This is a genomic window from Streptomyces zhihengii (genome assembly GCF_016919245.1).
Classification (GTDB): domain Bacteria; phylum Actinomycetota; class Actinomycetes; order Streptomycetales; family Streptomycetaceae; genus Streptomyces; species Streptomyces zhihengii.
Window position 1 is genome coordinate 657386 of sequence record NZ_JAFEJA010000002.1, and the last position, 22843, is coordinate 680228.

3 pseudogenes are annotated in these 22843 nt (G+C 71.7%); all 3 read left to right on the top strand.

Annotated features, from left to right (window positions below):
* Positions 1 to 10: 10 nt before the first annotated feature.
* Positions 11 to 4345 (top strand): annotated as a pseudogene (locus JE024_RS42580) (type I polyketide synthase); the annotation flags it as partial.
* 177 nt (positions 4346 to 4522) lie between these two features.
* Positions 4523 to 7825, top strand: a pseudogene (locus JE024_RS42585) (type I polyketide synthase); the annotation flags it as partial.
* A 96-nt stretch (positions 7826 to 7921) separates the two neighbouring features.
* A pseudogene (locus tag JE024_RS42590) lies at positions 7922 to 22798 on the top strand (SDR family NAD(P)-dependent oxidoreductase); the annotation flags it as partial.
* Positions 22799 to 22843 lie beyond the last annotated feature (45 nt).

Sequence of the window (22843 nt, forward strand, 5' to 3'; positions counted from 1 at the left end):
CGTCGAAGCGCTGAGGACCTCCCTCAAGGAGGTGGAGCGGCTCCGCTCCCAGAATCGCGAGATCCTGGCGGCGAGCAGCGAGCCGATCGCCATCGTCGGCATGAGCTGCCGCCTCCCCGGAGACGTCGCGAACCCCGACGACTTCTGGCACCTGGTGAGCACGGGGACGGACGCCACCACCGGCTTCCCCGCCAACCGCGGTTGGGAGGAATTCGGGCCGTCCGACGGCGGCCGGGGAGACGAGACCTACGCACCCAGGGGCGGTTTCGTCCAGGACGCCGACCTCTTCGACGCCGACCTGTTCGGCATCAGCCCGCGCGAGGCCCTGGCGATGGACCCGCAGCAGCGCCTGCTGCTGGAAGCGGCATGGGAGGCGCTCGAATCGGCGGGCGTCGACCCGCGCTCGCTCGTCGGCACGCCCACCGGGGTCTTCATCGGGGCCTCGCCCTCCGGCTACGGCCTGCTCGCCCACGGCTCCGAGGACGCCGAGTCCTTCGCCCTGACCGGTGGCGCCAGCAGCGTCCTGTCGGGCCGCATGTCCTACGTCTTCGGGCTGGAGGGCCCCGCGGTGACGGTGGACACGGCGTGCTCGTCGTCCCTGGTCGCCCTGCACCTGGCCGCACAGTCGATCCGACAGGGCGAGTGCCGCATGGCGCTCGTCGGAGGCGTGGCCGTCATGGCGACGCCCGCCTCGTTCAGCGCCTTCGCCAAGCAGGGCGGTCTCGCCTCGGACGGCCGGTGCAAGGCGTTCGCGGCAGCCGCCGACGGCACCGGCTGGGCCGAGGGCGTCGGTGTGCTGCTGGTGGAGCGGCTGTCGGACGCGCAACGCCACGGGCACCAGATCCTGGCGGTGCTGCGGGGCAGCGCCGTCAACCAGGACGGCGCCTCCAACGGCCTGTCGGCCCCGAACGGTCCCTCGCAGCAGCGGGTGATCCGCCAGGCGCTGGCCAGTGCCCGGCTGACGGGCGCGGACATCGACGTCGTCGAGGCGCACGGCACCGGCACGCGCCTCGGCGACCCGATCGAGGCGGAGGCCCTCCAGCTCACCTACGGCCGGAGCCGCGGTGACGGCGAGCCGTTGTGGCTCGGCTCGGTGAAGTCGAACATCGGCCACACCCAAGCGGCCGCGGGCGTCACCGGTGTGATCAAGATGGTCCTGGCGATGCGGCACGGCCTGATGCCGGCGACGCTGCACGTGGACGAGCCGTCTCCGCATGTGGACTGGTCCGTCGGCGCGGTGGAACTGCTCACCGAGGCACGCCCCTGGCCCGAGACCGGCGACCGTCCGCGCCGCGCGGCCGTCTCCTCCTTCGGCATCAGCGGCACCAACGCCCACGTCATTCTGGAGCAGGCTCCGGAATCGGAGCCCGCGGCGCTCGACGCTGCGGGGCCGCTGCCGGGGTCGGCGCCGTGGGTGGTGTCGGGCAAGTCCGAGGCCGCGCTGCGGGCGCAGATCGAGCGGCTGCGGTCGTTCGTCGCCGGACGGCCGGAGCTGGACCCGGTGGACGTCGGCTGGTCGCTGGCGACGACCCGTGCGGCTTTGGAGCACCGGGTGGTGCTGGCCGCAGGCGGGGATGCGCTGGCCGCGGGTGTCGCGGGTGAGGGCGGGACGGCGTTCCTGTTCACGGGGCAGGGTTCGCAGCGCGCCGGTATGGGCCTGGGGCTGCATGAGCAGTTCCCGGTGTTCGCGGAGGCCTTCGACGCGGTGTGCGTCCGCCTGGACGCCCGGTTGGAGCGCCCGCTGCGGGAGGTTCTGGCCGACGGTGTCGGTCTGGACGGGACGGCGTGGGCGCAGGCGGGTCTGTTCGCGCTGGAGGTGGCGCTGTTCCGGCTGGTGGAGTCGTGGGGCGTGACCCCGGATGTGCTGTTGGGGCACTCGCTGGGTGAGATCAGTGCCGCGCATGTCGCCGGGATCCTGTCGCTGGACGATGCGTGTGTGCTGGTGGCCGAGCGGGGCCGGTTGATGCAGGCGCTGCCGGCGGGTGGCGGGATGCTCGCGGTGCAGGCTGGTGAAGCGGAGGTCGCGGACTCGGGTCTGGACATCGCTGCGGTGAACGGGCCGCGGTCCGTGGTCCTGTCCGGTGCTGTCGAGGCGATCGAGCGGTATGCGGCGGAGTGCGCGGAGCGCGGTCTGCGGTTCAGTGTGCTGTCGGTGTCGCACGCGTTCCATTCCGTGCTGATGGAGCCGATGCTGGCGGAGTTCGGCCGGGTGCTGGGCGGGTTGACGTTCAACCCGGCAGAGATCCCGGTCGTTTCCAACCTGACCGGTGAACTGGCCGAGCCCGGGTTGATGCAGGACCCGGAGTACTGGCTCCGTCAGGTCCGTCAGGCGGTGCGCTTCGCGGATGGTGTCGCGGCCGTCGCGGAGTTGGGTGTGACGCGTTTCGTGGAGCTGGGCCCGGACGGAGTGCTGTCCGGGATGGCTCAGGAGACCGTCGGCGACGCGGTGTTCGTGCCCGTCCTGCGCAAGGACCGGGACGAGGCGGACACCGCGCTGACCGCGCTCAGCCGCCTGTGGAGCGTCGGCGTCGACGTCGACTGGCGCTCCGTGTTCGCGGGTTGGGGCAGCCGAACTGTCGATCTGCCGACATACGCCTTCCAGCATGAGCGGTTCTGGCCGGAGGTTTCGGTCGTATCGGCGGCTGCTTCGGGTGAGTTGGTGGACGCCGCGTTCTGGGACGCGGTGGAGCGTGAGGATCTTCAGGAGCTCGCGGGCCTGGAGTCGGCGCTGCCCGCGCTGTCGGCGTGGCGGCAGCGTCACCGGGAGCGGTCGACGCTCGACTCCTGGCGCTACCGTGTCAGTTGGAAGCCGCTGGACGGCATGCCGCCGGCCGCACTGACCGGCCTGTGGGCAGTTGTCGGCGAGGAGGACGCGGAAGTCTCGGCCGCGCTGTCCGCGGCCGGTGCGACCGTGGTGCACGTCGCAGTCGAGGAAGTGGCGCAGCTGCCCGGAGTGGCTGGCGTCGTGCTGATGCCGTCCGGATGGGAGCAGACCCTTGCCACCGTGCAGGGGCTGGGCGAGGTGTCGGCGCCGTTGTGGGTGCTGACGCGGGGTGCGGTGTCGGTCGGTGGTTCGGACCGGCTGACGCGTCCGGATCTGGCCGCGGTGTGGGGTCTGGGCCGGGTCGCGGCGCTGGAGCTTCCCGGTCGCTGGGGCGGTCTGGTCGACCTGCCCGAGACCCTCGACGCGCGGGCCGGTGCCCGACTGGTGAGCGTCCTCACGGGTGTTGACGAGGACCAGGTCGCGGTGCGTGCCTCCGGCGTCTTCGGTCGCCGTCTGGCACGGGCCGTGCCGGCCGGGGTGCTGAACGAGGCATGGAACCCGGACTCCTCCGGCACCGTGCTGGTCACCGGTGGTACCGGTGCGCTGGGCGCGGAGGTGGCCCGCTGGCTGGCGGGCCGGGGTGTGCCGCATCTGGTGCTGACCAGCCGTGGCGGTGTCGCGCCCGAGGGCCTGGTCGAGGAACTGACGGCTCTGGGTACACAGGTGACGGTCGCCGCGTGTGACGTCGCCGACCGCGACGCGCTGAGTGCCGTGATCGCGGCTGTCCCGGCCGAGTGGCCGCTGACCGGCGTGGTTCACGCGGCCGGTGTCGACGTGCCCCAGACGCTCGAAGAGGCGACTGCTGAGGGTGTCGGGTCGGTGTTGCGGTCGAAGGTCGACGGGACCCGGTATCTGGACGAGTTGACGCGTGATGTGTCGCTTGATCTGTTCGTGGTGTTCTCGTCGATCTCGGCGACGTGGGGCAGTGGCAGTCAGGGCGCGTATGCGGCCGGTAACGCGTTCCTGGACGCGTGGGTGCAGCACCGCAGGGAGCGTGGGCTTGCGGGGACGTCGGTGGCGTGGGGTCCGTGGGCCGGTGCCGGGATGGTGGTGCGGGGCGAGGCGGAGCAGGCTCTGCGCCGTCGCGGTCTGATCCCGATGGATCCGGCGATGGCGATCCAGGCCCTTGCCCGGGCGGTGGACGGCGGGGAATCCGGCGTGACCGTCGCGGCCGTGGACTGGTCGGTGTTCGCTCCCGCCTTCACCTCGGTCCGTCCCAGTGCGCTGCTGTCGGACCTTCCCGAGGCGGCGGACGCTCTCGCGACCACCTCCGCCTCTGGTGTTGCGGACGAGGGGCCGGGGGCGGAGCTGCGTCGGCGGCTCGTGGAGGCCACGGTCACGGAGCGCTCGCAGATGCTGCTGGATCTGGTGCGCGAGCGTGCGGCCGAGGTGCTGGGTCACGCGGGTGCGGAGGCGGTCGAGCCGGGCCGGGCGTTCCGGGACCTGGGCTTCGACTCCCTGATGGCGGTCGAACTGCGGAACCTGCTGACCACCCACACCGGGCTCACCCTGCCCGCCACCCTCGTGTTCGACTACCCCAACCCGACCGTCCTCGGGGACTACCTGCTCACCCAGTTCCTGGGCGACGGTGCGCTGACCGCTTCGGCACGGCCCGCGTCCGCAGTCGCGGGCAGCGACGAGCCGGTCGCGATCGTGGGGATGGCCTGCCGCTATCCCGGCGGTGTCACCTCGCCGGAGCAGTTGTGGAGCCTTGTCGCCGGCGGGGTCGACGGCATCACGCCGTTCCCGGAGGACCGGGGCTGGCCCGTCGGCATGCTCGACGGCACAGCGGCGCGGGGCGGTTTCGTCCATGACGCGGACGAGTTCGACGCCGGCCTGTTCGGCATCAGCCCGCGCGAAGCGCTGGCGATGGACCCGCAGCAGCGACTGCTGCTGGAGACCGCCTGGGAAACCCTCGAATCGGCCGGCATGAACCCCCGGTCGCTGACCGGGCACAGCGTCGGCGTGTTCGCCGGCGCCTCCCCGTCCGGATACGGCAGCAACGGCGTCGCCGGCGCCGAAGGACACCTGCTCACCGGCACCGCGAACAGCGTCATCTCCGGCCGCCTCGCCTACGTCTTCGGGCTCGAAGGCCCGGCCGTGACGGTGGACACGGCGTGTTCGTCGTCGCTGGTCGCCCTGCACCTGGCGGCGCAGGCGCTGCGGTCCGGGGAGTGCGATCTGGCGCTCGCCGGCGGTGTGACGGTCATGGTCACCCCGGGCGCGTTCGCCGAGTTCGACCGCCAAGACGGGTTGGCAGCCGACGGGCGCTGCAAGTCCTTCGCCGCCGCGGCCGACGGCACCGGCTGGGCCGAAGGCGCAGGCCTCCTCCTCGTCGAACGCCTCTCCGACGCCCGGCGCAACGGACACCACGTCCTCGCCGTCATCCGCGGCAGCGCCGTCAACCAGGACGGCGCCTCCAACGGACTCACCGCCCCCAACGGGCCCTCCCAGCAGCGGGTGATCCGTCAGGCACTGGCGAATGCCCGCCTCACCGGCGCCGACATCGACACCGTCGAGGCCCACGGCACCGGCACGCGCCTCGGCGACCCGATCGAGGCCCAAGCGCTGCTCGCCACCTACGGCCAGAACCGCGAGGACAGCGAGCCGCTGTGGCTCGGCTCGATCAAGTCCAACATCGGCCACACCCAGGCCGCCGCGGGCGTCGCCGGCATCATCAAGATGGTCATGGCGATGCGGCACGGCCTCATGCCCGCGACCCTGCACGTCGACGAGCCGTCCCCGCAGGTCGACTGGACAGCGGGCGCGGTGGAACTCCTCACCGAAGCACGCCCCTGGTCCGAGATCGATGACCGTCCGCGCCGCGCGGCCGTGTCCTCCTTCGGCATCAGCGGCACCAACGCCCACCTCATCCTGGAGCAGGCTCCGAATTCGGAGCCTGCGGCGGTTGTCGCGACCCGGCAGGCGCCCGGACTGGTGCCGTGGGTGGTGTCGGCCAAGACCGAAACCGCGCTGCGGACACAGGTCGAGCGGCTGCGGTCGTTCATGGCCGGCCAGACCCAGGTGAACCCGGTCGATATCGGCTGGTCGCTGGCGACCACCCGAGCTGCCCTGGAGCACCGTGCGGTGCTGGCCGGGGATGCCACCCTCGCTTCGGGCGTCGTCGCCGAGGGGCGGACGGCCTTCTTGTTCACGGGACAGGGGTCGCAGCGTGCGGGCATGGGATTGGGTCTGTATGACCAGTTCCCGGTGTTCGCGGAGGCGTTCGACGCGGTCTGCGCCCGTCTCGACGTGCGGCTGGAGCGTCCGCTGCGGGAGGTCCTGACCGAGGGCGCCGACCTCGACCGGACCATGTGGGCGCAGGCGGGGCTGTTCGCCCTCGAAGTGGCCCTGTTCCGGCTCGTCGAGTCGTGGGGCGTCACACCGGATGTGCTGCTGGGGCACTCGCTGGGCGAGATCACCGCCGCCCACGTGGCGGGCATCCTCGACCTGGACGATGCGTGTGTACTGGTGGCCGAGCGCGGCCGGCTGATGCAGGCGCTGCCTGAGGGCGGCGGGATGCTCGCCGTCCAGGCCACCGAGGCCGATGTCGCGGACTCCGGTCTGGACATCGCCGCCGTCAACGGCCCGACCTCCGTCGTGCTGTCGGGCAGCGTCGAGGCGATCGAGGGGTATGCGGCCGCATGCGCGGAGCAGGGCCGCAGGTTCACCGTGCTGTCGGTGTCGCACGCGTTCCACTCCGCCCTGATGGAACCCATGCTGGAGGAGTTCGGCCGGGTGCTGCACGGGCTGACCTTCAGCCCGGCACGGATCCCGGTCGTGTCGAACCTGACGGGTGCGGTGGCCGAACCGGGGCTGATGCAGGAGCCGGAGTACTGGCTCCGTCAGGTCCGCCAAGCCGTCCGCTTCGCTGACGGCGCCGTCACCCTCGCAGCGATGGGTGTCACCCGCTACCTGGAGCTGGGCCCGGACGGGGTCCTGTCCGGGATGGCTCAGGAGACCGCTGGTGATGCGGTGTTCGTGCCCGTCCTGCGCAAGGAGCGGGACGAGGCCGAGGCCGCGCTGGCTGCGGTGAGCCGTTTGTGGGCGGCGGGTGTGGATGTCGACTGGCCCGGGGTGTTCGCGGGTTGGGGTGGGCAGGTTGTCGATCTGCCGAGGTATGCGTTCGAGCGGGAGCGGTTCTGGCCGCGGGCGAACCCGGGCAGCGGTGATCTGCGGGCTGTCGGTCAGGCCGGTTCCGGGCATGCGCTGCTGGGTTCGGTGGTTCCGCTGGCCGAGGGTGACGGTGCGTTGCTGACCGGTCGTCTGTCGGTGGAGGCGCTGCCGTGGTTGGCTGATCATGTGGTGCTCGGGCGGGTCGTGGTGCCTGGGACGGCGCTGGTGGAGATGGCGCTGCGGGCGGGGCAGGAGGTGGGCTGTGGTCTGCTGCGGGAGCTGGTGCTCCAGGCGCCGCTGGTGCTGCCGGACTCCGCCGGGGTCCAGGTCCAGGTGCGGGTCGAGGACCCGGACGTCTCGGGCGACCGCCCCGTGCAGGTCTACGGCCGGGTCGACGGGGCCGAGGGGTGGACGTTGCACGCGACGGGCTTCCTGGCGGCGTCGGATGCCGGGGTGCCCGGGTTCGATCTTGAGGTGTGGCCGCCGGTCGATGCCGTTCAGGTGGACACCGACGGCTTCTACGACACGCTGGCGGACGCGGGCTTCGGCTATGGTCCGGTGTTCCAGGGCGTGCAGGCCGCTTGGCGTGACGGGACCGGTGTGTATGCCGAGGTGACCGTCCCGGACGCGGTGGACGGCTTCGGCATCCACCCGGCCCTGCTGGACGCCGCACTCCACCCCTCCGGTCTGATCCTCGGTGACGCGGAAGCTTCCGGGCCGCGGCTGCCGTTCGCCTGGTCGGGCGTGGAACTCTTCGCGGTCGGCGCGACCACCCTGCGGGTCGCGATCCGCCCGGTGGGTGAAAGCCTCACCGTCGAGGTGGCCGACGGCACCGGTGCGCCGGTCGCCCTCGTCCGGTCACTGATGTCACGGGTGGTGTCGGCGGAACAGTTGTCGACCGTCCAGCATGCCGATGACGCGCTGTTCGCGGTCGAGTGGGTCGCACTGCCGTCGAACATCACTGATGGCGAGGCGGCAGAGGCTCCCGAGTGGACGGTGCTGGAGGCCGGTGACGGCCCGGTCGAGCAGGTGCTCGGCGAGGTCCTGCACCGGGTGCAGGAGTGGCTGGGCGAGGACGGCCCCGACCATACGCGTCTGGCTGTGGTGACGCGCGGTGCGATGCCGGCCGGTGGTCCTGGTGCGGTGGATGCCGTGGGTGCGGCGGTGTGGGGTCTGGTGCGCTCGGCGCAGTCCGAGCACCCGGACCGCATCGTCCTCGTCGACACCGACCCGGCCGACGACTCGCCAGTGGATCTGTCGCTGGTGGCGGGCGTGGACGAGCCGCAGGTCGCGATCCGTGACGGCGTGCTGTTCGCGCCCAGGCTGGTGCGTGCCAACGGCATCGGGGAGCGGGAGGTGTCCCTGGTCGGGGACGGCACCGTGCTCATCACCGGCGGAACGGGAACCCTCGGCGGGCTCCTCGCCCGCCACCTGGTCACCGAACACGGCGTGCGCAACCTGCTGCTGCTGTCCCGCAAGGGCCAGGAAGCCCCCGGCGCAGCCGACTTGGTTACCCAACTCGACGAACTCGGCGCAACCGCACAGGTCGTAGCCTGCGACGCGGCCGACCGCGACGCCCTCGCGGCGGTCCTCGCCACCATCCCCGAAACAGCGCCGCTCACGGGTGTCGTGCACGCGGCCGGTGTTCTCGACGACGGCATCTTCACCGCTCTGACCCCGGAGCGCCTGGAGACCGTGTTGCGGGCGAAGGCGACCGCGGCGGTGAACCTGGACGAGCTGACCCGCGACGCCGACCTGTCGATGTTCGTGCTCTACTCGTCGGTCTCGGCGACGTTCGGCACCGCCGGGCAGGCCAACTACTCCGCCGCCAACGCGTTCCTCGACGCCCTCGCCGTGCGCCGCCGGGCCGAGGGACTGCCGGGTCTGTCCATCGCCTGGGGCCTGTGGGAGCAGGCCAGCGCGATGACCGGGCACCTCCAGGACCGGGCCGGCCGAGGACTCGGCCCCGGCCTGTCCAGCGAACAGGGCCTGGCCCTGTTCGACACCGCCCTGCGCACCGAGTTGGCCGGCGTGGTCGCGATGCCGATCGACGTCACCGCCCTGCGCACCCTCGACGCGGCCACACCCGTCCCGGCGCTGCTGCGCGCCCTCGCCCCCACCAGTGGTGTCCGCCGGGCCCGCCGCACCGCCGCCGCCGCGGGCGACACGCACCTGCTGCGCCGCCTGACCGGCCTCACCGGCCTCACCGGAGGCGAACGGACCGTCCTGCTCCAGGACGTGGTCCGCACCGAGGTCGCCCACGTCCTCGGACACACCACCACCGACGCGATCGGCGAACGCCAGGCCTTCAAGGACCTCGGCTTCGACTCACTCACCGCCGTCGAACTGCGCAACCGGCTCAACACCACCACCGGACTGCGCCTGCCCGCCACCCTCGTCTTCGACTACCCCAACGTCCACGCCCTGGCCACCCACCTCGACCAGACCCTCACCGGCACCGACGAACCCGCCACCACCAGGCGCCCCGCCACGCCCGCAAGGCCGGCACTCGCCAACGAACCGATCGCGATCGTGGGCATGTCGTGCCGCCTGCCCGGAGGGGTGACGTCGCCGGCCGGTCTGTGGGACCTGGTCACCGCCCGCCGCGACGGGATGAGCGCCTTCCCCGACGACCGCTGGTGGGACGTCGCCTGGAGCGGCGTCGAAGGCGTCGGCGGGTTCGTCACCGGCGCCGGTGACTTCGACGCCGCCCTGTTCGGCATCAGCCCCCGCGAAGCCCTCGCCATGGACCCCCAGCAACGCCTCCTCCTCGAAGGCGTCTGGGAAGCCTTCGAGTCCGCCGGCCTCGACCCGCTGTCCCTGCGCGGATCCTCCACCGGCGTCTACGCCGGCATCATGTACCACGACTACGCCCAGAGCCTGGGCATGGTCCCCGACGGCGTCGACGCCTTCCTCGGCACCGGCAACGCCGGCAGCGTCCTCTCAGGCCGCGCCGCCTATGTCTTCGGACTCGAAGGCCCCGCCGTCACCGTCGACACCGCCTGCTCCTCCTCCCTCGTCGCACTCCACCTCGCCGCACAAGCCCTCCGCAACGGCGAATGCGACCTCGCCGTCGCCGGCGGCGTCACCGTGCTCTCCACCCCCAGCGTGTTCGTCGACTTCGCCCGCCAGGGCGGCCTCGCCGCCGACGGACGCTGCAAATCCTTCGCCGCCGCCGCCGACGGCACCGGCTGGTCCGAAGGCGCCGCCATCCTCCTCGTCGAACGACTCTCCGACGCCCAGCGCAACGGACACGACATCCTCGCCGTCATCCGCGGCAGCGCCGTCAACCAGGACGGCGCGAGCAACGGACTCACCGCACCCAACGGCCCCTCCCAACAACGCGTCATCCAGCAAGCCCTCGCCAACGCACGCCTCACCGGCGCCGACATCGACGCCGTCGAAGCCCACGGCACCGGCACCCGCCTCGGCGACCCCATCGAAGCCCAAGCCCTCCTCGCGACCTACGGCCAGAACCGCGACGACAGCGAACCGCTGTGGCTCGGCTCCATCAAGTCCAACATCGGCCACACCCAAGCAGCCGCCGGCGCGACCGGTGTGATCAAGATGGTCATGGCGATGCGGCACGGGCTGATGCCGGCGACGCTGCACGTCGACGCGCCCTCGCCCCAGATCGACTGGTCGGCGGGCGCGGTGGAGCTGCTCACCGAGGCACGGTCGTGGCCCGAGACCGGTGACCGTCCGCGCCGCGCGGCGGTGTCCTCGTTCGGCATCAGCGGCACCAACGCCCACGTCATCCTGGAACAGGCACCCGCACCGAAGCCGGCACCGACGCCGGTCGTCGCACTGCGGCAACCGCCGCAACTCGTGCCGTGGGTGGTGTCGGCGAAGACCGAGACCGCTCTGCGGGCACAGGTCGAACAGCTCCGCGCGTTCACAGCGGAACGGCCGGACCTGAACCCGGTGGAGATCGCCTGGTCACTCGCGACCACCCGCGCCGCCCTGGAGCATCGTGCAGTGCTGGGCGGAGAGGTCACGCTCGCTTCGGACGTCGTTGCCGAGGGCCGGACGGCGTTCCTGTTCACGGGGCAGGGATCGCAGCGTGTCGGCATGGGCCTGGGGCTCTACGAGCAGTTCCCGGTCTTCGCCGAGGCGTTCGACGCGGTCTGCGCACGCCTCGACGCACGACTCGAACGCCCCCTGCGTGACGTCCTCACCGAGGGCGCCGACCTGGATCAGACCATGTGGGCGCAGGCCGGGTTGTTCGCCCTGGAAGTGGCTCTGTTCCGCCTCGTCGAGTCGTGGGGTGTGACCCCGGACGTGCTGCTGGGTCACTCCCTCGGCGAGATCAGCGCCGCCCACGTCGCGGGCATCCTGTCCCTCGACGACGCGTGCACCCTCGTCGCCGAACGCGGCCGTCTGATGCAGGCGCTGCCCGAGGGTGGCGGCATGCTCGCCGTCCAGGCCACCGAAGCCGACGTCGCCGACAGCGGCCTGGACATCGCCGCCGTCAACGGCCCCACCTCCGTCGTCCTCTCCGGCGACCTCAAGGCCATCGAGGGCTACGCCGCCCAATGCGCCGAACAGGGACGTAAGTTCACCGTCCTCACGGTGTCGCACGCGTTCCACTCCGCCCTCATGGAACCCATGCTGGACGAGTTCGCACAGGTCCTGGTCGGCCTGAGCTTCAACCCGGCGCGTATCCCGATCGTGTCGAACCTGACCGGTGCCGTCGCCGAACCCGGGGCCATGCAGCAGGCGGAGTACTGGCTGAACCAGGTCCGTGGCACGGTGCGCTTCGCCGACGGTGTCACGGCCCTCCAGACCATGGGCGTCAAGCGTTACCTGGAGCTGGGTCCGGACGGAGTCCTGTCCGGCATGGCTCAGGACACCATCGTCACCGACGCCGCGTTCGTCCCCGTCCTGCGCAAGGACCGCGACGAGACCGACACCGCCCTGACGGCCCTCGGCCGTCTGTGGGCGGTCGGCGCTCAGGTCGACTGGTCCACGGTGTTCGCCGGCTGGGGCGGCCGTGTCGTCGGGCTGCCGACGTATGCCTTCCAGCGTGAGCGGTATTGGCCGCGGCCCAACTTCGGCACCGGCGACCTGCGTACGGTCGGTCTGACCGCCTCGGGTCACTCCCTGCTGGGGTCGGTCGTGGCGTTGGCCGAGGGCGACGGGGTGCTGCTGACCGGTCGCCTGTCGGTCGATGCGCAGCCGTGGCTGGCCGACCACCTCGTCATGGGCCGGGTCGTGGTGCCCGGTGCCGCGCTGGTGGAGATGGTGCTGCGGGCCGGGCAGGAAGTGGGCTGCGGCCTGCTCCGTGAGCTGATCCTCCAGGCGCCGCTGGCGCTGCCGGAGACCGGCGGGATCCAGATCCAGGTGCGGGTCGAGGGCCCGGACGCTTCGGGCGACCGCCCGGTGCACATCCATGCCCGCGCCGAGGGCACCGACGAGTGGACACTCCACGCCTCCGGCGCACTGGCGGAACAGGCCCACCCCTCAACCGACTTCGACCTGAGCGTCTGGCCGCCGCAGAACGCCGTCCCGGTCGACATCGACGGCTTCTACGACGCCTTGGCCGACGCGGGCCTGGGCTACGGTCCTTTGTTCCAGGGCGTGCAGGCGGCCTGGCGTGACGAGTCGGGTGTCTACGCCGACGTGGCGCTGCCGGAGCCGGCTGTGGACCAGGTCGACACGCTCGGTATCCATCCGGCCCTGCTGGATGCCGCGTTGCATCCGTCCGGTTTTGTGCTCGGTGACGGTGAGGTTTCCGGGCCTCGGCTGCCGTTCGCGTGGTCGGGTGTGGAGTTGTTCGCGGTCGGTGCGACCACGCTGCGGGTGGCGATCCGGCCGGACGGCGACGGTGTGAGTATCGAGGCGGCGGATGGCGCCGGTGTGCCGGTCGCGGTGGTGCGTTCGCTGACGCTGCGGTCGGTGTCGGTGGAGCAGTTGTCGGCTGTGCGGCGTGTCGATGACGCGTTGTTCGCGGTGGAGTGGGTTGAGCTGTCGCCCGACACCGTTGGTGGTGAGGCGCCGGAGTGGACGGTGCTGGAGGCCGGTGACGGTCCGGTGGGGCGGGTGCTCGGTGAGGTTCTGTACCGGGTGCAGGAGTGGCTGGCCGACGAGGCTTCGTTCGGGTCGCGTCTGGCTGTGGTGACGCGGGGTGCGATGCCGGCCGGGCCTGGTGCGGTGGATGCCGTGGGTGCGGCGGTGTGGGGTCTGGTGCGTTCGGCGCAGTCGGAGCACCCGGACCGGATCGTCCTCGTGGACGCCGATCCGGCTGACGACTCGTCGGCGGATCTGTCTCTGCTGACCGGCGTGGACGAGCCGCAGGTCGCGATCCGTGACGGCGCGCTGCTGGCGCCCCGACTCGCTCGTGCCTCGGGCGGGGACGAGTCCGTGTCCCTGGACGGTGACGGCACCGTCCTGATCACGGGCGGCACGGGCACTCTCGGGGGGCTCCTGGCCCGTCATCTGGTCACCGACTATGGCGTGCGGCACTTGGTGCTGCTGTCCCGTCAGGGGCCCGATGCCCCCGGCGCGGTCGCGCTGACGGCCGACTTGGCCGAACTCGGTGCGGACGCACGGGTCGTGGCGTGTGACGCGGCCGATCGTGACGCTCTCGCGGCGGTCCTCGCGGACATTCCCGCCGAGGCGCCGCTCACGGGTGTCGTGCACGCCGCCGGTGTCCTCGACGACGGCGTCTTCACCGCCCTCACCCCGGAACGCCTGGAGAAGGTGCTGCGGGCGAAGACGTCGGCAGCCGTGAATCTCGACGAACTCACCCGCGACGCGGACCTGTCGATGTTCGTGCTGTACTCGTCGGTCTCCGCCACGTTCGGCACGGCGGGCCAGGCAAATTACTCGGCGGCGAACGCGTTCCTGGACGCCCTCGCCGTCCGCCGCCGGGCGGAGGGGCTTCCCGGCCTGTCCCTGGCGTGGGACATGTGGCAGCAGGCCAGCGCGATGACCGGTCATCTGAAGGATCAGCTGGCGCGCGGGTTGTCCACCGAGCAGGGCTTGGCGCTGTTCGATGTGGCTCTGACGAGTCCGTTGGCGCAGGTGGTGCTGCTCAATCTGGATCTGGGTGCGGTGCGGGCTGCCGGTGAGGTGCCGGCGTTGTTGCGTGGTCTGGTGACGGGCCGGGTGCGGCGTGGGGTCGCACAGGCGTCGGGCGCCGGGCTGGCGTTGGTGCAGCGGTTGCGGTCGGTGTCCGAGGTTCAGCGCGTGCAGATGCTGCTGGAACTGGTGCGTGACAGCGCGGCGGCTGTTCTGGGGCATGCGGCGGCCGATGCGGTGGGCGAGGGCCAGGCGTTCAAGGACCTCGGCTTCGACTCCCTCACCGCGGTCGAACTGCGCAACCGCCTGACCGCGGCCACGGGCCTGCGGCTGCCCGCGACGCTCGTGTTCGACTATCCGAACCCGACCGTGCTCGGTGAGTATCTGGCCGAGCAGTTCTTCGGCACGCATGAGCCGGAGGCGGCAGAGCAGGCGCGGGTCGTTCCGCTCGACGAGCCGCTGGCGATTGTGGGTATGGCGTGCCGGCTGCCCGGTGGGGTGACGTCGCCGGAGCAGTTGTGGGACATGGTCTCGGGTGGGCTGGACGGTTTGTCGCCGTTCCCGGTGGATCGTGGATGGCCGGCGGAGCTGGCCGCTCGGGGTGCGGGTGTGGGCGGGTTCGTCCATGACGCGGACGAGTTCGACGCCGAGCTGTTCGGGATTTCGCCGCGTGAGGCGTTGTCGATGGATCCGCAGCAGCGGCTGCTGCTGGAGGCGGCCTGGGAGACGTTCGAGTCCGCGGGGATGGACCCGCGGTCGCTGCGGGGCCGCAGCGTGGGTGTGTTCGCTGGGGCGTTGTCGTCGGGATATGTCGCCGGTTCCGAGGGGCATGTGCTGTCGGGTGCGGCGAACAGTGTGATCTCGGGCCGGGCGGCCTACGTCTTCGGTCTGGAGGGTCCGGCGGTGACGGTGGACACGGCGTGTTCGTCGTCGCTGGTGGCACTGCACCTGGCGGGGCAGGCGCTGCGGTCGGGTGAGTGCGACATGGCGCTGGCCGGTGGTGTGACGGTGATGGTCAGTCCGACGGCGTTCGCGGAGTTCGACCGTCAGGACGGGCTTGCGGCCGACGGCCGGTGCAAGTCCTTCGCGGCGGGTGCGGACGGCACGGGCTGGGCGGAGGGGGTCGGTCTTCTTCTCGTCGAGCGGCTCTCCGACGCCCGGCGCAACGGGCACAGGATCCTTGCCGTGGTGCGGGGCAGTGCGGTCAACCAGGACGGTGCGAGCAACGGGTTGACGGCGCCGAACGGGCCGTCGCAGCAGCGGGTGATCCGTCAGGCGCTGGCGAATGCCCGCCTCACCGGTGCCGACATCGACGCGGTGGAGGCCCACGGCACGGGTACCCGGCTCGGGGACCCGATCGAGGCGCAGGCGCTCCTCGCCACCTATGGCCAGGGGCGTGACGAGAGCGCACCGCTGTGGCTGGGTTCGGTGAAGTCGAACATCGGCCACACGCAGGCGGCGGCCGGTGTCGCGGGTGTGATCAAGATGGTCATGGCGATGCGGCACGGTGTGCTGCCGGCGACGCTGCATGTGGACGAGCCGTCCACCCAAGTGGACTGGTCCGCGGGCTCGGTGGAACTCCTCACCGAAGCGCGCTCCTGGCCCGCCACCGACCGCGCACGGCGCGCGGCGGTGTCCTCGTTCGGCATCAGCGGCACCAACGCCCACGTCATCCTCGAACAGGCCCCTGAACCGGAGCCGGTGCGGGATGCCGAACCGCGGCACACGCCCGGACTGGTGCCGTGGGTCGTCTCGGCGAAGACCGAGACCGCTCTGCGGGCACAGGTCGAGCGGCTGCGGGCGTTCACGACCGACCACCCGGACCTCGACCCGGTCGACGTCGGCTGGTCACTCGCGACCACCCGGGCCGCACTGGACCACCGTGTGGTTCTCGACGCCGACGGGGATGTGCTCGCGGCGGGTGTCGCGGGTGAGGGCCGGACGGCGTTCCTGTTCACGGGGCAGGGATCGCAGCGCGCGGGCATGGGTCTCGGGCTCTACGAGCAGTTCCCGGTGTTCGCGGAGGCGTTTGACGCGGTCTGCGCCCGCCTCGACGCCCGCCTCGAACGCCCCCTGCGCGAGGTTCTGACCGACGGCGCCGACCTCGACCGGACGATGTGGGCTCAGGCCAGCCTCTTCGCCCTCGAAGTCGCCCTCTTCCGCCTCGTCGAGTCCTGGGGCGTCACGCCCGATGTGCTGCTGGGTCACTCCCTTGGCGAGATCAGCGCCGCGCACGTCGCGGGCATCCTCGACCTCGACGACGCGTGCACCCTCGTCGCCGAACGCGGCCGTCTGATGCAGGCGCTGCCCGAGGGTGGCGGCATGCTCGCCGTCCAGGCGAGCGAAGCCGACGTCACCGACTCCGGTCTGGACATCGCCGCCGTCAACGGCCCGACCTCCGTCGTCCTCTCCGGCAGCATCGAAGCCATCGAGCGCTACGTCGCCCAATGCGCGCAGCTGGGGCGCAAGTTCACCGTCCTCACGGTGTCGCACGCGTTCCACTCGGCCCTGATGGAACCCATGCTGGAGGAGTTCGCACAGGTCCTGGACGGCCTGAGCTTCAACCCGGCGCGAATCCCGATCGTGTCGAACCTGACCGGTGCCGTCGCCGAACCCGGCGCCATGCAGCAGCCGGAGTACTGGCTGAACCAGGTCCGTGGCACGGTGCGCTTCGCCGACGGCGTCACGGTCCTCGAAGCCATGGGCGTCAAGCGCTACCTGGAGTTGGGTCCGGACGGTGTCCTCTCGGGCATGGCCCAGCACACCACCACCACGACCACCGACGCCGTCTTCGTCCCCGTCCTGCGCAAGGACCGCGACGAGACCGACACCGCCTTCACCGCCCTCGGCCGCCTGTGGGCCTCCGGCGCAACCGTCGACTGGACGAGCCTGTTCGCCGGCTGGGGCGGCCGTGTCGTCGGGCTGCCGACGTATGCCTTCCAGCGTGAGCGGTACTGGCCCCGGCCGAGTGCGATCAGCGGGGATGTCGGTGCGCTCGGTATCGAGGACGCCGGTCACTCCCTGCTGGGTACGGTGGTGCCGTTGGCCGAGGGCGACGGGGTGCTGCTGACCGGCCGCGTGTCGGTCGACGCACAGCCGTGGCTGGCCGAGCACACGGTGCTGGACCAGGTCGTGGTTCCCGGTGCCGCCCTGGTGGAGATGGTGCTGCGGGCCGGGCAGGAAGTGGGCTGCGGCCTGCTCCGGGAGCTGATCCTCCAGGCGCCGCTGGCGCTGCCGGAGACCGGCGGGGTCCAGGTCCAGGTGCGGGTCGAGGACCCGGACGCCTCGGGCGACCGCCCTGTCCAGGTCTACGGCCGGATCGACGGTGCCGAGGATTGGACGTTGCACGCTGTGGGCTTCCTGTCGGCGTCGGAAGCCGCGGCGCCCGGGTTCGATCTGGAGGTGTGGCCGCCGCAGAACGCCGTCCCGGTCGGCATCGACGGCTTCTACGACGCGATGGCCGACGCGGGCCTGGGCTACGGGCCTTTGTTCCAGGGCGTGCAGGCGGCCTGGCGTGACGAGTCGGGTGTCTACGCCGACGTGGCGCTGCCGGAGCCGGGCGCGGACCAGGTCGACACGCTCGGTATCCACCCCGCCCTGCTGGATGCCGCGCTGCATCCGTCCGGTTTTGTGCTCGGTGACGGTGAGGCTTCCGGGCCTCGGCTGCCGTTCGCGTGGTCGGGTGTGGAGTTGTTCGCGGTCGGTGCGACCACGCTGCGGGTGGCGATCCGGCCGGACGGCGACGGTGTGAGTATCGAGGCGGCGGATGGCGCCGGTGTGCCGGTCGCGGTGGTGCGTTCGCTGACGCTGCGGTCGGTGTCGGCGGAGCAGTTGTCGGCTGTGCGGCGTGTCGATGACGCGTTGTTCGCGGTGGAGTGGGTTGAGCTGTCGCCCGACACCGTTGGTGGCGAGGCGCCGGAGTGGACGGTGCTGGAGGCCGGTGACGGTCCGGTGGAGCGGGTGCTCGGTGAGGTCCTGTACCGGGTGCAGGAGTGGCTGGCCGACGAGGCTTCGTTCGGGTCGCGTCTGGCTGTGGTGACGCGCGGTGCGATGCCGGCCGGTCGTCGCGGTGCGGTGGATGCCGTGGGTGCGGCGGTGTGGGGTCTGGTGCGTTCGGCGCAGTCGGAGCACCCGGACCGCATCGTCCTCGTCGACGCCGACCCCGCAACCGATGAGCGGGACGTGGATCTGTCCTTGCTGGCCGGCGTGGACGAGCCGCAGGTCGCGATCCGTGACGGCGCGCTGCTGGCGCCCCGACTCGCTCGTGCCTCGGGCGGGGACGAGTCCGTGTCCCTGGACGGTGACGGCACCGTCCTGATCACGGGCGGCACCGGGACCCTCGGGAGCCTGCTCGCCCGTCATCTGGTCACCGAGCACGGCGTGCGGCACCTGGTGCTGCTGTCCCGTCAGGGGCCCGACGCCCCCGGTGCCGGCGACCTGATCACCGAACTCGCCGAACTCGGCGCGACTGCACAGGTCGTGGCGTGTGACGCGGCCGATCGTGATGCCCTTGCGGCGGTCCTCGCGGACATTCCCGCCGAGGCGCCGCTCACGGGTGTCGTGCACGCTGCCGGTGTCCTCGACGACGGCGTCTTCACCGCACTCACCCAGGAGCGCCTGGAGAAGGTGCTGTGGGCGAAGACGTCGGCAGCCGTGAACCTGGACGAACTCACCCGCGACGCGGACCTTGCCCTGTTCGCCCTCTACTCCTCGGCGTCGGCGACGTTCGGCACGGCCGGTCAGGCCAACTACTCGGCCGCCAACGCGTTCCTCGACGCACTCGCCGTCCGCCGCCGGGCGGAGGGGCTGCCGGGTCTGTCGCTGGCGTGGGGTCTGTGGGAGCAGGCCAGCGCGATGACCGGTGGACTCGCCGCGACCGACCGGGCCCGGGCGACCAGTGCGGGCACCGCGCTCTCCACCGAGCAGGGCTTGGCGCTGTTCGATGTGGCTCTGACGAGTCCGTTGGCGCAGGTGGTGCTGCTCAATCTGGATCTGGGTGCGGTGCGGGCTGCCGGTGAGGTGCCGGCGTTGCTGCGTGGTCTGGTGACGGGCCGGGTGCGGCGCGGGGTGGCGCAGGCGTCGGGCGCCGGGCTGGCGTTGGTGCAGCGGTTGCGGTCGGTGTCCGAGGTTCAGCGCGTGCAGATGCTGCTGGACCTGGTGCGCGGCAGCGCAGCGGCTGTTCTGGGGCATGCGGCGGCCGATGCCGTGGGCGAGGGCCAGGCGTTCAAGGACCTCGGCTTCGACTCGCTGATGGCCGTCGAGCTCCGCAACCGCTTGACCGCGGCCACGGGACTGAGGTTGTCGGCGACGCTGGTGTTCGACTATCCCAACCCGACCGTCCTCGGTGAGTATCTGCTGTCGCAGCTCTTCGGCGAGCTCGCGGCAGTTGAGGAGCCTGCCCAGCGGCTGTCGGCGACCGGATCCGACGAGCCGCTGGCGATTGTGGGTATGGCGTGCCGGCTGCCCGGTGGGGTGACGTCGCCGGAGCAGTTGTGGGACATGGTCTCGGGTGGGCTGGACGGTTTGTCGCCGTTCCCGGTGGATCGTGGGTGGCCGGCGGAGCTGGCCGCGCGGGGTGCGGGTGTGGGCGGGTTCGTCCATGACGCGGACGAGTTCGACGCCGAGCTGTTCGGGATTTCGCCGCGTGAGGCGTTGTCGATGGATCCGCAGCAGCGGCTGCTGCTGGAGGCGGCGTGGGAGACGTTCGAGTCCGCGGGGATGGACCCGCGGTCGCTGCGGGGCCGCAGCGTGGGTGTGTTCGCTGGGGCGTTGTCGTCGGGATATGTCGCCGGTTCCGAGGGGCATGTGCTGTCGGGTGCGGCGAACAGCGTGATCTCGGGCCGGGCGGCCTACGTCTTCGGTCTGGAGGGTCCGGCCGTCACCGTCGACACGGCGTGTTCGTCGTCGCTGGTGGCACTCCACCTGGCGGGGCAGGCGCTGCGGTCGGGTGAGTGCGACATGGCGCTGGCCGGTGGTGTGACGGTGATGGTCAGTCCGACCGCGTTCGCGGAGTTCGACCGTCAGGACGGGCTGGCGGCGGACGGCCGGTGCAAGTCCTTCGCGGCGGGTGCGGACGGCACGGGCTGGGCGGAGGGGGTCGGTCTTCTTCTCGTCGAGCGGCTCTCCGACGCCCGGCGCAACGGGCACAGGATCCTTGCCGTGGTGCGGGGCAGTGCGGTCAACCAGGACGGTGCGAGCAACGGGTTGACGGCGCCGAACGGGCCGTCGCAGCAGCGGGTGATCCGTCAGGCGCTGGCGAATGCCCGCCTCACCGGTGCCGACATCGACGCGGTGGAGGCCCACGGAACCGGTACCCGGCTCGGGGACCCGATCGAGGCGCAGGCGCTCCTCGCCACCTACGGCCAGGGCCGGGACGAGAGCGCGCCGTTGTGGCTGGGTTCGGTGAAGTCGAACATCGGTCACACGCAGGCGGCGGCCGGTGTCGCGGGTGTGATCAAGATGGTCATGGCGATGCGGCACGGCGTGCTGCCGGCGACGCTGCATGTGGACGAGCCGTCCACCCAAGTGGACTGGTCCGCGGGCTCGGTGGAACTCCTCACCGAAGCGCGCTCCTGGCCCGCCACCGACCGCGCACGGCGCGCGGCGGTGTCCTCGTTCGGCATCAGCGGCACCAACGCCCATGTCATCCTCGAACAGGCCCCTGAGCCTGCTGAACAGGAGCCGACCGCACCCCTGTTGGTGACACGACCCGGACTGGTGCCGTGGGTCGTCTCGGCGAAGACCGAGACCGCTCTGCGGGCACAGGTCGAGCGGCTGCGGGCGTTCACGACCGACCACCCGGACCTCGACCCGGTCGACGTCGGCTGGTCACTCGCGACCACCCGGGCCGCACTGGACCACCGCACAGTCCTGACCGGGGACAACACGCTCGCCTCGGACGTAGCCGCCGAGGGCCGGACGGCGTTCCTGTTCACGGGGCAGGGATCGCAGCGCGCCGGTATGGGCCTGGGGCTCTACGAGCAGTTCCCGGCGTACGCCGAGGCGTTCGACGCCGTCTGCGCCCGCCTCGACGCCCGACTCGAACGCCCCCTGCGCGACGTCCTCACCGACGGCACTGACCTCGACCGGACGATGTGGGCCCAGGCCGGCCTCTTCGCCCTCGAAGTCGCCCTCTTCCGCCTCGTCGAGTCCTGGGGCGTCACCCCGGACGTCCTGCTCGGCCACTCCCTCGGCGAGATCACCGCCGCCCACGTCGCGGGCATCCTCGACCTCGACGACGCCTGCACCCTCGTCGCCGAACGCGGCCGCCTGATGCAGGCACTCCCCGACGGTGGCGGCATGCTCGCCGTCCAGGCCACCGAAGCCGACGTCACCGACAGCGGCCTGGACATCGCCGCCGTGAACGGCCCGACCTCCGTCGTCCTCTCCGGCGACCTCAAGGCCATCGAGGGCTACGCCGCCCAATGCGCGGAGTTGGGGCGTAAGTTCACCGTCCTCACGGTGTCGCACGCGTTCCACTCCGCCCTGATGGAACCCATGCTGGACGAGTTCGCACAGGTCCTGGACGGCCTGAGCTTCAACCCGGCGCGCATCCCGATCGTGTCGAACCTGACCGGTGCCGTCGCCGAACCCGGCGCCATGCAGCAGCCGGAGTACTGGCTGAACCAGGTCCGTGGCACGGTGCGCTTCGCCGACGGCGTCACGGTCCTCGAAGCCATGGGCGTCAAGCGCTACCTGGAGCTGGGTCCGGACGGAGTCCTCTCGGGCATGGCCCAGCACACCACCACCACGACCACCGACGCCGTCTTCGTCCCCGTCCTGCGCAAGGACCGCGACGAGACCGACACCGCCCTGACCGTGATCGGCCGTCTCTGGGCGGTCGGCGCTCAGGTCGACTGGTCCACGGTGTTCGCCGGCTGGGGCGGCCGGATCGTGGAGTTGCCGACGTATGCCTTCCAGCGTGAGCGGTACTGGCCCCGGCCGGACCTGGGCGCCGGTGATCTGCGCGCTGTCGGCCAGACCGGGTCCGGACACGCGCTGCTGGGCTCCGTGGTGCCGTTGGCCGAGGGCGACGGAGTGCTGCTGACCGGCCGTCTGTCGGTCGACGCACAGCCGTGGCTCGCCGAGCACACGGTGCTGGACCAGGTCGTGGTTCCCGGTGCCGCCCTGGTGGAGATGGTGCTGCGGGCCGGGCAGGAAGTGGGCTGCGGCCTGCTCCGGGAGCTGATCCTGCACGCGCCGCTGGCGCTGCCCGAGACCGGCGGCGTGCAGGTCCAGGTGAGCGTCGGCGGGCCGGACGAATCCGGGGACAGGCCGGTTCACATCCATGGCAGGCCGGACGGCACGGAGGAGTGGACGCCGCACGCGTCGGGCTCCCTTGCCGTGTCCGAAAGCCGGGTGCCCGAGTTCCAGCTGGGCGTGTGGCCGCCGCAGGATGCGGTCGCGGTGGACGTCGACGGGTTCTACGAGTCGTTGGCCGGAGCGGGCTTCGGCTACGGGGCGGCCTTCCGGGGTGTGCAGGCTGCTTGGCGTGACGAGTCCGGTGTGTACGCGGATCTGGTGTTGCCGGAGCCGGGCGCGGACCAGGTCGACACGTTCGGTATCCACCCGGCGCTGCTGGACGGCGCGCTGCACGCGGCCCATCTCCTGTCCCAAGGGGCCGTGCAGGCAGGTGAGTCGGACGAGCCGGGGGACCCGGGTGAGTCCGGTCCGCGGCTGCCGTTCGCGTGGTCGGGTGTGGAGCTGTTCGCGGTCGGCGCGACCACGCTGCGGGTCGCGATCCGGCCCGACGGCGAAGGCGTCGGCGTCGAGGCCGCCGACGGCACCGGCGCGCCGGTCGCCCTCGTCCGGTCGCTGACGACGCGGGCGGTGTCGGCGGAGCAGCTGTCGTCGGCCGGGAACACCACGGCTGACGCGCTG